Origin of the sequence: Streptomyces sp. NPDC007863, assembly GCF_040633895.1 — a bacterium.
Lineage (GTDB): Bacteria > Actinomycetota > Actinomycetes > Streptomycetales > Streptomycetaceae > Streptomyces.
This window is the reverse complement of the sequence record NZ_JBEYEI010000010.1, coordinates 245356-258985: the sequence shown is the minus strand read 5'-3', so window position 1 is coordinate 258985 and position 13630 is coordinate 245356. Positions and strand designations below refer to the sequence as shown.

Sequence of the window (13630 nt, the reverse complement as noted above, 5' to 3'; positions counted from 1 at the left end):
CGGTCGGCCGCCTCACGACCCGACGACCTCACGAAAGTGAATATCCCCTGATCCATCCACAGTCAGCGACCGCTCGGGTTCTAGGGATTCATGGGAATAAGTTAATCCACACTAACGCAGCTGTCCAGGGTCGGCTCAGCTTGCGTAGACATAGAAGCCGCGCCCCGCCTTGCGGCCGACGGCGCCGGCCGCGACCATGCGGCGCAGCAACGGCGGTGGCGCGTACAGGGGCTCCTTGAACTCCTCGTACATCGACTCCGCGATCGACAGCGCCGTATCGAGGCCGATGAGGTCGAGAAGACGCAGTGGCCCCATGGGGTGGGCGCAGCCCAGCACCATGCCGGCGTCGATGTCCTCGGCCGAGGCGACCCCGGACTCGAGCATCCGTACGGCGGAGACGAGGTACGGGACGAGCAGGGCGTTGACGACGAAGCCCGCCCGGTCGCGGGCCAGGACGACGGTCTTGCCGAGCGTGCGCTCGATGAAGGACGTCACGTCCGCGGTGACTTCCGGGGCGGTGAGCTGGGTGGGGATGACCTCGACCAGCCGCTGCACCGGTACGGGGTTGAAGAAGTGGACGCCGACGACACGCTGCGGTTGTCCGGTCACCGCGGCCAGGTCGATGATCGGGATCGACGAGGTGTTGGAGGCGATGACCGCCTCGCGACCGGCCAGAACGCGGTCGAGCTGTTCGAAGACGGACGCCTTGACGTCGCGCTGCTCGGCGACTGCCTCGATGACCAGATCGCGGTCGGCGAAGCCGTCGAGGTCGGAGGTGAACGAAAGCCGGCGAAGCGTCGTCTCACGCTCCTCCTCGGTCAGCTTGCCGCCCCGGAGCCCGCGGTCGAGCGAGGAGGTCAGCCGGGACCGGCCGGCCGCAAGGGCTTCGGCGCCGCGCTCGGCGACCATGACGTCGAGGCCGGCGCGCGCGCAGACCTCGGCTATTCCGGAGCCCATCAGGCCGCAGCCAACGACCCCTATCCGGCTGAATCCACGCATACGTCGAAGTCCTCTCACTGTTGCCTGCTGGACATGGGAGTGCCGGACGGAGGGGCCGGTCACCGGTCGACTCGGCGCCACGGTCACCACCGGTCCCGCTCGTCCGTGTCGCACACCCCGAACACCTCGAAGACGAGCTCGCCCGCCTTCGGATCCGCGCCGGACGCCAGGCGCACCCGGGTACCCGCGCGCACGAGGTGCGGTGGGGCGCCGACTACGCGGCAGCGGACCTCGAAACCCTCAGGGAAGCGAACGACCGACTCACTGCGCGCCGCCCTCCGGTACCGCTGCTCCACGCCCGAGCGGACGACGACGCCCTGGCCGTCACTGCGCTCGGGAGCCAGGTCGGCGGAGGCACAGACCGGACACAGGAGCCTGCGGAAATTCGCCGTGCCGCACCAGCCGCAGCGCTGGTAGACGAGCCCGCCGCCCACGGGGGCCACTCCCGGCGTCCGCCGTCCGGTTTTCATCGACACCACGCAAGCGCCACATCACCACGAGACACGATATTCCCCTTCCACCTTGGAGAATCCTTCACTCAGAACCTAGACACTGAGGTTACGGAAGATTAACTTAGGCGCCGTTCGACGAAACCGCCAGGCATACGAGGAAGGGACCGCGACCGTGCGCCGCAGCGTGTTCACCCAGGACCACGAGGCATTCCGGACGGCCGTCCGGGACTTCATCGCCCAGGAGGTCACCCCGCACTACGCCGAGTGGGAACGCCAGGGGCATGTCCCCCGCGCCTTCTATCGCAAGCTCGGCGAACTGGGCGTCTTCGGCATCAACGTGCCCGAGGCGTACGGCGGGGCGGGCGTGACCGACTTCACCTACCAGGCCGTGATCCGGGAGGAGTGCGGCCGTGCGGGTGTCGGTTTCGGCGCCGAGTCGGTGCACACCTGCCTCGTCCTGCCCTACCTGCTGGAGTTCGGGAACGAGGAGCAGAAGCGGCGCTGGCTGCCCGGCTTCCTCTCCGGCGAGATCATGACCGCCATCGCCATGACCGAGCCCGGTACCGGCTCGGACCTCGCGGCCATCGCCACACGCGCCCGGCTCTCCGACGACGGCACCCACTACGTCCTCGACGGCGCCAAGACCTTCATCACCGGCGGCGCCCAGGCCGATCTCGTCCTGGTCGTCTGCCGGACCTCCGACTACGACCCCGGCGACCGTCGCGGCGGACTGTCGATCCTGTGCGTGGACACGACCAGCGACGGTTTCGCCGTCGGAGGCAAGCTCGACAAGATCGGCCTGCGCGCACAGGACACCGCGGAACTGTCCTTCGCCGGCGTGCGGGTCCCGGTCGGGAACCTGCTCGGCGAGGAGGGCGCGGCCTTCACCTACCTCACGCACAACCTCGCGGTGGAGCGCCTCGGCGCGGCGATCAACGCCTATGCCAACGCGGCCGGGGCGATCGGCTTCGCGACGGAGTACGTGCGCGAGCGCGAGGTGTTCGGCAGACCGGTGGCGGCGTTCCAGAACACCAAGTTCGTCCTCGCCGAGTGCGCGACCGAGGTCGCCGCCGCACAGGCTCTCGTCGACCGGGCCCTGACGGAGCACGCCGCCGGTGAACTGACGGCCGCCGACGCCGCCAAGGCCAAGCTCTTCTGCACCGAGGTAGCGGGCCGCGTCATCGACAAGTGCCTCCAACTGCACGGCGGTTACGGATACATGCTCGAGTACCCCATCGCCCGCCTCTACGCGGACACCCGGGTGAACCGGATCTACGCGGGGACCAGCGAGGTCATGAAGACGATCATCGCGAAGGACCTCGGGCTCTGAGTCCGCTCCCACCCCACTTACCCCTCAGGAGGACCCCATGCGCGACGCAGTGATCGTCGACGCCGTCCGTACCGCCGTCGGCAAGCGCGGCGGCTCGCTCTCGCGGCTGCACTCCGCTTCGCTCTCGGCCCATGTCCTCAAGGCACTGGCCGAGCGCAACGGCCTCGACCCCGCCGTCGTCGACGACGTCATCTGGGGCTGCGCCTCCGGCGTCGGCATGCAGGCCGGCTGCATCGGCCGCGCCGCCGTGCTGGCGGCCGGCTGGCCGGAGTCCGTGCCCGGCGTCACCGTCGACCGCCAGTGCGGCTCGTCGCAGCAGGCCGTGCACCAGGCCGCGGCCGGGGTGATCTCCGGCCAGTACGACGTCGCCGTCGCCGGCGGTGTGGAGATCATGAGCCGGCTCCCGCTGGGCACCACCCGGGGCGACGGCAGCCTCGGCGAGCCCTTCGGCCCCGATGTCTTCGCCCGCTACGACGGCATCCGCTTCAACCAGGGCATGGGCGCCCAGCTGATCGCCGACGAGTACGGCATCACACGGACCGAGATGGACCAGCACGGCCTGGACTCCCACGCTCGTGCCGCCAAGGCGATCGACGAGGGCAGCTTCAAGGGCCAGATCGCCCCGATCACGGTCACCGACGAGGACGGCACCGCGCGGGTCTTCGACACCGACGAGGGCGTACGCCGCGGCTCCACCATCGAGAAGCTCGCCGGACTCAAGCCCGCCTTCACGGAGGACGGGACGATCACCGCGGGCAACGCCTCACAGGTCTCCGACGGCACCGCCGCACTGCTCGTCACCACCAGCGAGTACGCCGCCTCCCAGGGCTGGACGCCGCTGGCACGCGTCCACACCGCGGTGGTGACGGGCACCGACCCCGTCACCATGCTCAAGGGCCCCATCCCGGCCACCGCCAAGGCGCTCGCGAAGGCCGGCCTGGCGATCGACGACATCGGCGCCTTCGAGATCAACGAGGCCTTCGCCTCCGTCACCCTCGCCTGGCTGCGCGAGACCGGCGCGGACTACTCGCGGATGAACCCGCTCGGCGGCGCGATGGCCATCGGCCACCCCATCGGCGGCTCCGGCGCCCGCCTCATGACCACCCTCGTCCACCACATGCGCGACAACGGCATCCGCTACGGCCTGCAGTCCATGTGCGAGGGCGGCGGCATGGCCAACGCCACCATCCTCGAACTCCTGTGAGGACGAACACCGATGCCCGTACTGCCCGAGAGTGAGACGGGACAGCGCCGGAGCGGGGCCTTGGGCAAGGGCTTCGTCGGACTCCTGAGCGTGGAGCGGCTGGACCGGGACGTGTTCCGCGGGTGGTGCCACGACGGGATGCCCTCGCGCGCCTTCGGTGGTCAGGTGGCGGCCCAGGCACTCGCGGCCGCCGCCCTGACCGTGCCCGAGGGCCGGACCGCGCATTCGCTGCACGGCCACTTCCTGCGCCCGGGCGACACGGCACGCCCCCTCGACTACTCCGTGGAGAGGGTCCGGGACGGCTCCTCCTACCTGTCCCGCCGCGTCACCGCCGTGCAAGGCGGTGAGCCCGTCTTCACGCTCACCGCGTCGTTCAAGCGGCCGGAGACAGCCGACGACCGCCAACCGGCGATGCCGCGGGTCCCCGGGCCGGACGAGCTGCCCGACATGTACGAGACATGGGCGGCGAACAGCCCCGAGGACTTCGCGCAGGCGGAGTTCTGCCGGGTCCTCGACATGCGCTACGTCCCCGGACCACCCGAGCCGAACACGCCCGGCCTGACGGAGCAGAAGCTGTGGATCCGGGCGACCGAGCGGCTGCCCGACGACCCCGTGGTGCACACCCGTGCACTGACGTACGTCTCCGACCTCTTCCTGGCGCCGGCCGCGGCGCTGGGGCACCAACTGCCCCGGATGCTGCGCGACGAGCCCTCGTCGGTCTTCCTCACCTCGCTCGACCACTCCGTCTGGTATCACCGGCCGTTCCGCGCCGACGAGTGGATGCTGTTCTCCCAGCGCAGCCCGACGTCGGTGGACGGCCGCGGCCTCGCCTTCGCGGACGTCTGGAGTCTCGACGGCCGGCTCATCGCCCATGTGGTGCAGGAGACGGTGGTGCGCCCTTCGCGGACGCACCGCCGCTGACACCCCACCGCCCGCCTCTTCCCTGCCTCATCGGAGGAATCCCATGTCCGACCTGGTCCTCACCTCGTTCGAGGACGGCGTCGCCGTCGTGACCATCAACCGCCCCGAGGCCCGAAACGCCGTCAACCGGGCGGTGGCCGACGCCGTCGCCGAGGCCATCGACCAACTCGACGCCCGCGACGACCTCGTCGTCGGTGTCATCACGGGCGCCGGCGGCACCTTCTGCGCCGGCGCCGACCTCAAGGCCCTCGCCACCGGAGAGCGCTCCGGCATCCCCGGCCGGGGCTTCTGCGGGATCACCGAGACCCCGCCCGCCAAGCCGCTGATCGCCGCGGTCGAGGGGTACGCGCTCGGCGGCGGCACCGAACTCGCCCTCGCCTGCGACCTGATCGTCGCCGCCAGGACCGCGAAGTTCGGCCTCCCGGAGACCCGGCGAGGCCTCATCGCGGCGGGCGGCGGCCTGGTACGCCTGCCCCGGAAGATCCCGTACAACATCGCCATGCAGTACGCGCTGACGGGCGACTTCCTCGGGGCGGAGCGCGGCTACGAGCTCGGCCTCGTCAACGAGCTGACCGCGCAGGGCGAGGCGCTCGCCAGTGCCCTGGCCCTCGCGAAGGACATCGCCGGCAACGGCCCGCTGGCCGTGCGCGCCAGCAAGGGAATCGTCGTGGACTCGGCCGACTGGCAGGCCGACGAGGTCTGGGAACGCAACCGGGCCGCCTGCGACCCGGTCTTCGCCTCGGCGGACGCCAAGGAGGGCGCGCGCGCGTTCGCCGAGAAGCGCGCCCCTCGCTGGGCTGGGCACTGACCGCCGCGCCGCTCCGGCTTTCAGGGGGATCCCCGCTACCGTCCCGAGACACCACTCGGGCATGACCGGACGAAGGAGTTCGCCATGACCACCACCTGGCCCGACGGGTTGCCCCGCACCCTCGACTACCCCACGGGCACGATCGCGGATCTCCTCGCCGGATCCGCCCACGCCTACGCGGACCGTACCGCGCTGATCGACGGCGAGGACCGGCTGACCTACGCGGAGCTGTACGAGAGGGCGCTCCGGGTCGCGCAGGGACTGCGGGACCAGGGAATCACCCCCGGCGACGCCGTCGCCGTGCACCTGCCCAACACGATCTGGTTCACGGTCGCCTACTACGGCATCCTGTTCGCCGGAGCCGCGGTGGTGCCGGTCAACCCGACCCAGCCGCCGCTCGCGCTGCGCCGCCAGCTCGACGACTCGGGCGCGGTCGCCGTCTTCACCCATCCGGCCGTCGCGAAGGCGTTGAGCGCGGCGGTCGACGGCTCCCCGTCCGTCCGCCTTGTCTGCGTCACGCCGACGACGGCCGCTGCCCCGGGCCCCGCCGAAGCCCCCGCCACCGTCGCGTTCCCGGTCGCCACGGTCGCGTTCGACGAACTGATGAAGGCGGAGGCCGCGCCCGCGACCGGCGTCGACGGCGACGCGGTCGCCCACCTCGCCTTCACCGGCGGGACGACGGGCGTCCCGAAGGCCGTCCGGGTCCTGCACCGCAACCTGGTCACGAACGTGCTCCAGGTGGCGTGCTGGCGCAGCGCGGCCGTCCCCGCCGCCGACGACCGCGGCCGTATCGTGCTGCGTCATGTGCCCGCGGCACGGACCCCGCACCACATCCCGCTGGCCGCCGCCACCGGCCTCTCCGTCGCCCCGCTCTTCCACGGCATGGGCATGGTCAGCCAGAGCGTCTTCGCCGCCGCCGGCATCACCGTGAAGGTCTTCGGCCGGTTCGACCCGGTCAGGTACCTGGACGCCATCGAGGAGCTGGGCGTCCACGCGATCACCGGCTCCCCCGCCCTCTGCCACGCCCTGCTGTCCGTACCGGGCGTCCGGGAGCGCGACCTGTCGTCCGTACGCGTGGTCAGCAGCGGGTCCGCGCCCATCAACCCGGCCGTGGTCGCGGAACTCTCCGAGATCTTCCCGAACGCCGTCGTCAGTGACGGCTACGGGCTGACCGAGGCCACCATGGGGGTCGCGATCAGCCCGCTGGACAGCGCGATGCCGCGCCCCTCCGGCAGCACCGGCCTGGTGCTCTTCGACACCGAGGTCGAGATCCGGGAGCCGGACGGCGTGACTCCCGCCGCCCGGGGCGAGCGTGGCGAGGTCTGGGTCCGGGGCCCCCAGGTCACCGACGGCTACCACGGCCACCCGGAACTCACGGCGGAGCAGTACGTCGACGGCTGGTTGCGTACGGGGGACCTGGGCACGCTCGATGCGGACGGATGGCTCTCGCTCGTGGGCCGGGCCAAGGACATGCTCATCTACAAGGGGTACAACGTGTACCCCGGTCCGCTGGAGAACATCCTGCGCGAACACCCGGCGGTGGCCCAGGCGTCCGTCGTGGGACGTCCGCATCCGGAACACGGCGAGATCCCGGTCGCGTTCGTCTCACTGAAGGAGGAGGCTGCGGGGCGTGAACCAGCTTCCATGGCAGAGGATTTGATGGCTTACGTCGCCGAGCGCGTCGCTCCGTACCAGAGGGTCCGGGACGTGGTGATCGTGGACGAGCTGCCGCTCTCGGCCACCGGCAAGATCCTCAAGACGGAGCTGCGCCGGCGGGCGACCGGCTCCTGAGGGCCGGTCACCGGCTCTGCTCTGGGCGGCGTGTCCGGTGTGGCCGGGCAGAGTGGACACTCTGCCCGGCCACACCTGTGTGCTGGTCCGCGCTACTGGGCGTAGGCCCGCAGCGGGGGCTCGGCCGGGACCTTCGTGGCGTTGAGGATCTCGCCGGTGAAGTTCGCGGCGGTGACCGCCGTGCCCGCCACGACCTCGTGGGGCCAGACCCCTGGGAGGTTGACGTCCAGGCACTTGCCGAACGGCAGCCGGCTGGGGATGGCCGTGCCCTCGTGCGACAGGGCGTCCACGACCAGCTTGTAGGTGACGGCGTCGTAGAGCATGCCGAAGTGGGCGACGACGCGGCCGAAGCAGACGTCCTGGATCAGGACGTTCTTCGCACCGTTCAGAGGCGCGGTCGTGAACGGGGTGATCGCCTCGTCGGTGAGGCTGTAGATGTTGGTGTAGGAGATGCCGCCGGGGGTCTCGTCGTCCCTGTTGAGGGCGGCGTTGAAGTGGGACCCGATGTTGAACTGGTGCAGCGCCGGCGCGCACCAGCCGATACAGAAGAGGTTGCCGCCGGTGATTCCGTGGCCGGGGTTGGCCAGGAAGACCATGTCGTCGACCCGGCTCTGCAGGTGCGGCCACCACTTCACGGCCCAGCGCATCTGCATGTTGCCCTGGCTGTGGCCGATGACGTCGACCTTGCGCCCGGTCACGGCGTAGATCTTGTCGACGGCATGGACGACGTACTCGGACGCGTCCTGGATGTCGCCCATAGACCTGTTGGGCAGCTCGACGCCGCAGACGTCGTAGCCCGCGTCGCGAAGGGCCGGGGCGTAGTTCCAGCCCCAGCTCTCCTCGTAGGTGGACGTGGTGCCGTGGACCAGCAGCACCGGCTCACGGTTCGGATGGTTGAAGGAGGAGGGGCACTTCAGTGCGGCGTCGAGGGTGGCGGCGGGGGTGTTCAGCGACGGCTCCGCCGCGGCCGAGGCGGCCGGGGCGGGGGCGAGCAGGGCGGCGACGAACGCGGCCACGAGCGCGGCGCCGGACGTCCGGGCTCTCCCGCGCTGGATCAAGGTGTTCCACCATCTGTTCACGGACGGCTCCTGGGGACCGATGCTGATGTTGGCGGTTCACCATGACCGGGGCGGCCACGGCGTAACAAGCTCCCCCGCACCCCCGCCGTCCCCTCGGCCGACATCGTGTGACGCGACACATCAGTGACCTTTCGACGGGGCCGTTCGGCACACCTCCGCTCGTCGCCCGGAGGGAGGAACGCGGGTACCGGGGCCCCTGTGGTGGGGCCCCGGTACGGGGGGATCAGCTGGGGAGACCCTTACGGAAGGACGATCGGGAAGTTGCGCCTCGGCGTCTCAAGGAGGCCGTGGAAGGTCGCGAGCACGCCGATGTCACCCTCCGCCGTGACCGCCCCGGAGCCGATCGCCTCCGGGAAGGAGCTCCGCTGGGCCAGGACGAGATCAAGTGTGGCGCGCTCCAGGCACAGGGTCAGCTGGGGGGCTTCCCCGCCCGGTGCGTCGCCCCGCATCGGGGTGAGCACTCCGTTGCCGACCAGGAGGGTCCACACCTCGTCAGTGTCGGTGAACTCCCAGCGCAGCAACAGTCGGTGGGCCGCGGCGCGCGGGCCGTCCAGCCGCACGGCCATGGAGTCGAAGATCTGCCCGGTGCTCAGGGCCGCCAGCATGTCCACGCTCTCGGTGCGCGGCGCGCCCTTGCCACGCTTCTCCTGGCCGGCCTCCCGCAGCTCCTTGGCGCCCGTGAGGTAGATGTTGCGCCAGGTGCCGTTCTCCTGGCCGAAGCCCAGCGTCTCGTACGTGACGATCTGCAGCTCGCGGGCCGCCGTGTGCTCCGGCTCCGCGAACAGGACGTGGTTGAGCAGCTCTGCGGCCCAGCGCAGGTCCCCCCCGTCGAACGCCTCGCGGGCCTGGGCGACGGTGGCGTCCGCGCCGCCGATGGCGGCGACGTACCGCTTGGCCTGCTCGACCGGCGGGTGCTGCCACAGATGCGCCGGGTTGCCGTCGTACCAGCCCATGTACCGCTGGTACACGGCCTTGACGTTGTGGCTGATGGAGCCGTAGTAGCCGCGCACGCTCCAGGCCCGGCCCAGCTCGCCTGGGAAGGACTGGATCTCCTCGGCGATCTCGGGGCCTGTCAGGCCCTGGTTCATCAGCCGGACGGTCTGGTCGTGGAGGTAGGCGTAGGCGTCGCGCTGCTGCGTCAGCACGCGCGTCACCGCGTCGTGGCCCCAGGTCGGCCAGTTGTGGGAGCCGATGAGGATCTCGGCCTCGTCGAAGAGCCGGATGGACTCGGTGATGTACGACGCCCAGGCGTGGGCGTCGCGGACCTGGGCGCCGCGGAGCGTGAGGACGTTGTGGAGCGAGTGATTGACGTTCTCGGCGATGAGCAGGACGCGGTGGTCCGGCAGGTAGAAGTTCATCTCCGAGGGGGCCTCGGCGTCCGGGGTCAGCTGGAAGAGCAGCCGCACTCCGTCGAGGACGAGCTCCTGGCCGGTGGCGGTGATGCTCACCGTGGGCGCGATCAGGCCGACGGTGCCGGTGGAGAGGGCCTGTCCGAGGCCGAAGCCGACGGACGCCTCGGGGCCGACCGGGAGCGAGCGGCCGTACATGTAGACGGCGCGGCGCAGCATCGCCGGTCCCGCGAAGACGTTCTCGCTGACGGCGTGGTCCATGAACCCGTCGGGCGCGATGACCGCGCACTCGCCCGCCGCGACCGCCTCGTGCGTGGTGACGCCGAGGACGCCACCGAAGTGGTCGCCGTGGCTGTGCGTGTAGATGACGGCCCTTACCGGGCGTTCGCCTCGGTTCCGCGTGTACAGCGCGAGGGCCTCGGCTGCCACCTCCTTCGACGTCAGCGGGTCGACGACGACCACGCCGCCCTCGCCTTCGACGATCGTCATGTTGGAGACGTCGAGGCCGCGGACCTGGTAGATCCCGGGCGCGACCTCGAAGAGGCCCTGGGCCGTGTTGAGCCGGCTCTGCCGCCACAGGCTGGGGTGCACGGTGCCGGGGCACTCGTCCTTGTTCAGGAAGTCCCAGCGGTCGTTGTCCCAGACGACCCGGCCCGCGTCGTTGCGGACGACGCAGGGCTCCAGCCGGTCGATCAGACCGCGGGTGGCGTTGGCCTGGTCGGTGGTGTCGTCCCAGTCGAGTTCGGGAGTGGAGGGTGTCATCGATCAGTCCTCTCGGCGGTGGTGGGGGCGGTGATACGCGTCCAGACGCCCGTCTCGCCGGCCTCGGCCGCGCGGCGGCCGAGGCTCTCGGCCCAGCGGCGCTCGGACGCGACGGCGTCTCGCCAGGACCACAGGCGGCGGGTGAGACGGTGCAGCGGGTACTCCTCCGTGATGCCCATCGCGCCGTGCAGCTGGTGGGCGATCTGGGCGATCTCGGTGGCCGCGACGGCCGTGGTGATCCGTACGACCTCCACGGTGCCGCTGAGCCCCCGCGCCTCGCGTGCCAGGGAGAGCGCGGCATCGGCCTGCACCAGTTGGACACGCATCCGGGCGAGGTTGCCGGCGACGGCCGGGATCTTCAGCAGCGGGCCGCCGAACTGCTCGCGCTCGGAGACGTACTTCTTGGTGAGCCGGTAGGCGCCGTGGGCCGCGCCGAGCACGGCCGCCGACCAGAGGAGGGCGAGGCGTTCTCGCACCTCCTCATAGGCGGGCGCGCCTCCCACCGCGGTCACGTGGGTGCCGGCCAGGACCACTGTGTCGCGGGGCTCGCCGGCCATGTTGTCGACGTTCCGTACGGTGACCGTGGGATCGCCCAGGTCGACCAGGAGGGGCGCGGATCCCGGGGCGCACAGCACGAGGTGCGCGGCGTCGCGGGCCCACGGCACGGAGGTCAGTTCGGCGGTGACGGTGCCGGACTCGGCATCAGGCGCCTCGTCGAGCAGCAGGACCGTGGTCAGTCCGTCGCCGAGCGCCCCGGTGTGGCCGAGGATCCAGTCGGCGGTGGACGCCTCGACGATCGGTACGCCGATGCCGTGCCCGGCGAGGGACTCGACGACCACGAGCAGGTCGTCAAGCGATCCGCCGGAGCCCCCCCTCTCCTCCGCGATACCGATACGGGGCAGACCGAGTTCGACGAGGCTGACCCACAGGTCGGGGCTGCCGGACGCGGCGAGGTCGTCGATCAGCTTCCGCAGTTCGTCGGCGAACTGGCTCATGAGCGGGCCTCCTGGCGGGCGATGAGGGAGAGCAGGACCTCGGCCGCGCCGCCCCTCAGACTGAACGCGGGCGAGGCGAGCAGCGCCTGGCCGAACACGCCGTCGAAGGCGGGTTCCTGGCACAGGTCGGTGCGGCGCAGCGCCTCGATGACGTCGTGCTCGAAGGCGTTGCCGAGGTACTTCAGCGCCGCGGCCTGCTGGACGGGGGCCTGACCGGCGTCCATGGCTCCGGCCACCTCGAAGCACAGCCGACGCAGTACGGCGAGCCTGGCCACCAACGACCCGAGCAGGGCGTGCAGCTCGCGGTCGCCCTTCTGCCGGGCGGTCTCGGTGATGAGCTCGACGAGGACGGGATAGCTGGACAGCGCCCGCTCGGCGCCGCCACGTTCGAAGGAGAGCTGTTCGACGACCTGCTTCCAGCCCTGGCCGGCCTCACCGAGCACGCGGTGTGCGGGGACGAGGACGTTCTCGAAGCGGACCTCGTTGAAGTGGTGCTCGCCGGCCAGGTCGACGATCGGGGTGACGGAGACGCCCTCGGCGTCCATGTCGAGGACGAACTCGGTCAGCCCCTCGTGCTTGCGCTCGCCTCGCGAGGTGCGCGCGAGGAGGTACGCGTGCGTCGCGTGGTGTGCCTGGGTGGTCCAGATCTTGTGGCCGTTGACCAGCCAGCCGCCCTCGACCCGCTCCGCGGTGGTCTTCACCGAGGCCAGGTCGGAGCCGGCCTCCGGCTCGCTCATGCCCAGGCAGAAAACGGCTTCACCGGAGGCGATCCTCGGCACGATCTCCTCCTGGAGTTCGCGCGTGCCGTGCCGTAGGACCGCCGGTCCGATCTGCCGGTCGCCGATCCAGTGCGCGGCCACCGGCGCGCCCGCGCGCAGCAACTCCTCGGTGACGGCGAGCCGTTCGACGTTGGTGCGTCCGGCGCCTCCGAACTCCTTCGGGTACGTCATGGCGATGAGGCCGCGGGCGGCGAGTTCCTTGCTGAACTCCAGGTCGAAGGAGCGCAGCCACGAGTCGCTGCGCGGGGTGTAGCGTCCGGCGTCGCGCCATGCGGCGGTCAGCTCGCGGACCTGTGCGCGCAGTTCGGCGCAGGAGTCCGTTCCTGGGGAGTGGTCCATGGTGGCCTTTCCGGGCGTACGTGGTGGGGTCAGCGGCCGGTGAAGACGCCGGGACGCTTCTCCTGGAAGGCCGCGTACGCCTCCTGCGAGTCCTGGGTGGAGGTGATGACGGCCATGTGGGAGGAGATGAGGTCCAGTGCCGTCCGCAGGTCGTGGCGGGCACCCTGGCGGACGGCGCGCTTGATGGTGCGGATCGCGACCGGCGGTCGCTCGGCAAGCCGAGCGGCGTACGCGTACACGGCGTCCATCAGGTCCTCGTCCTCGTGCACCTCGTCCACCAGGCCGATACGCAGGGCCTCGTCGGCGCCGACGAAGTCGCCGGTCCACAGCATGCGCAGCGCGGTGGAGGTGCCGACGGCGCGGGGCAACAGCCAGCAGCCCCCGTCGCCAGGGACGAGGCCGACCTTGATGTAGCCCTCGGAGAAGCGGGCGCTCCGACCGGCGAAGCGCAGGTCGCAGAGGAGCGCCATATCCATCCCGGCCCCGACGGCGGGGCCGGTGACGGCGGCGATGACCGGCTTGTCGACGTCCTCCAGGGTCAGCGCGACCCTGTGCACGTTCTGCGTCAGCAGTTCTTTCTCCCCCAGCGGAGCCCGTTCTTCCCCCTTGAAGGCGGAGAGGTCGACACCGGAGCAGAAGGAGTCGCCGGCACCGGTGACGACGATGACGCGCACGGCGGGGTCGACCTGCGCGTCCGTCAGTGCGTCGGCCCAGGCGTGCACCATGTCGATGGTGAAGGCGTTCTTGCGCTCGGGGCGGTTGAGGAGGATGGTCGCGATCCCGTCGCGGACCGTGTATTCGAGATCGGCCATCGCCGTCCCT

12 protein-coding genes are annotated in these 13630 nt (G+C 70.9%); 5 read left to right on the top strand and 7 right to left on the bottom strand.

The window, feature by feature from the left end; all coding sequences use genetic code 11:
* Positions 1–135: 135 nt before the first annotated feature.
* Entirely contained in the window at positions 136–999 is an 864-nt protein-coding gene (locus tag ABZ621_RS18140) for a 3-hydroxybutyryl-CoA dehydrogenase (RefSeq protein ID WP_360605538.1), read from the bottom strand.
* Positions 1000–1082: 83 nt separating this feature from the next.
* Positions 1083–1433, bottom strand: coding sequence for a zinc ribbon domain-containing protein (locus tag ABZ621_RS18135; RefSeq protein ID WP_360605536.1), 351 nt, complete (start codon positions 1431–1433; stop codon positions 1083–1085).
* A gap of 190 nt (positions 1434–1623) precedes the next feature.
* On the opposite strand from ABZ621_RS18135, the gene ABZ621_RS18130 reads away from it, so the two are divergent.
* From ABZ621_RS18130 to ABZ621_RS18110, 5 genes are all read left to right on the top strand, one after another.
* The gene (locus tag ABZ621_RS18130; protein WP_360605534.1) at positions 1624–2781 is read left to right on the top strand and encodes an acyl-CoA dehydrogenase family protein; all 1158 of its coding nucleotides are present in this window, start codon (positions 1624–1626) and stop codon (positions 2779–2781) included.
* Positions 2782–2818: 37 nt separating this feature from the next.
* Entirely contained in the window at positions 2819–3985 is a 1167-nt protein-coding gene (locus ABZ621_RS18125; RefSeq protein ID WP_360605532.1) for a thiolase family protein, read from the top strand.
* Positions 3986–3997: 12 nt separating this feature from the next.
* Positions 3998–4906: an acyl-CoA thioesterase domain-containing protein gene (locus ABZ621_RS18120; protein ID WP_360605530.1), complete on the top strand. Its 909-nt coding sequence runs from the start codon at positions 3998–4000 to the stop codon at positions 4904–4906.
* 43 nt (positions 4907–4949) lie between these two features.
* Positions 4950–5714 carry a crotonase/enoyl-CoA hydratase family protein gene (locus tag ABZ621_RS18115; protein WP_360605528.1) on the top strand — a complete coding sequence of 255 codons (765 nt, stop codon included), beginning with the start codon at positions 4950–4952 and terminating at the stop codon, positions 5712–5714.
* Between the two features lie 84 nt (positions 5715–5798).
* Positions 5799–7505 (top strand): AMP-binding protein, encoded by a 1707-nt coding sequence (locus ABZ621_RS18110; RefSeq protein WP_360605526.1) that lies wholly within the window; start codon positions 5799–5801, stop codon positions 7503–7505.
* Between the two features lie 92 nt (positions 7506–7597).
* Here the strand turns inward: ABZ621_RS18110 and ABZ621_RS18105 are convergent, their stop codons facing one another.
* From ABZ621_RS18105 to ABZ621_RS18085, 5 genes are all read right to left on the bottom strand, one after another.
* Positions 7598–8584, bottom strand: coding sequence for an alpha/beta fold hydrolase (locus ABZ621_RS18105; RefSeq protein ID WP_360605524.1), 987 nt, complete (start codon positions 8582–8584; stop codon positions 7598–7600).
* A 239-nt stretch (positions 8585–8823) separates the two neighbouring features.
* On the bottom strand, positions 8824–10695 hold the full coding sequence (locus tag ABZ621_RS18100; protein ID WP_360605522.1) for an alkyl sulfatase dimerization domain-containing protein: 1872 nt from the start codon (positions 10693–10695) through the stop codon (positions 8824–8826).
* Positions 10692–11690, bottom strand: a complete 999-nt coding sequence (locus ABZ621_RS18095) for an acyl-CoA dehydrogenase family protein (RefSeq protein WP_360605519.1) — start codon at positions 11688–11690, stop codon at positions 10692–10694. The genes ABZ621_RS18100 and ABZ621_RS18095 overlap by 4 nt, the downstream gene beginning before the upstream one ends.
* Positions 11687–12808: an acyl-CoA dehydrogenase family protein gene (locus tag ABZ621_RS18090; RefSeq protein WP_360605517.1), complete on the bottom strand. Its 1122-nt coding sequence runs from the start codon at positions 12806–12808 to the stop codon at positions 11687–11689. The genes ABZ621_RS18095 and ABZ621_RS18090 overlap by 4 nt, the downstream gene beginning before the upstream one ends.
* Before the next feature lie 29 nt (positions 12809–12837).
* Positions 12838–13620 (bottom strand): enoyl-CoA hydratase-related protein, encoded by a 783-nt coding sequence (locus tag ABZ621_RS18085; protein WP_360605515.1) that lies wholly within the window; start codon positions 13618–13620, stop codon positions 12838–12840.
* Between the last annotated feature and the right edge of the window lie 10 nt (positions 13621–13630).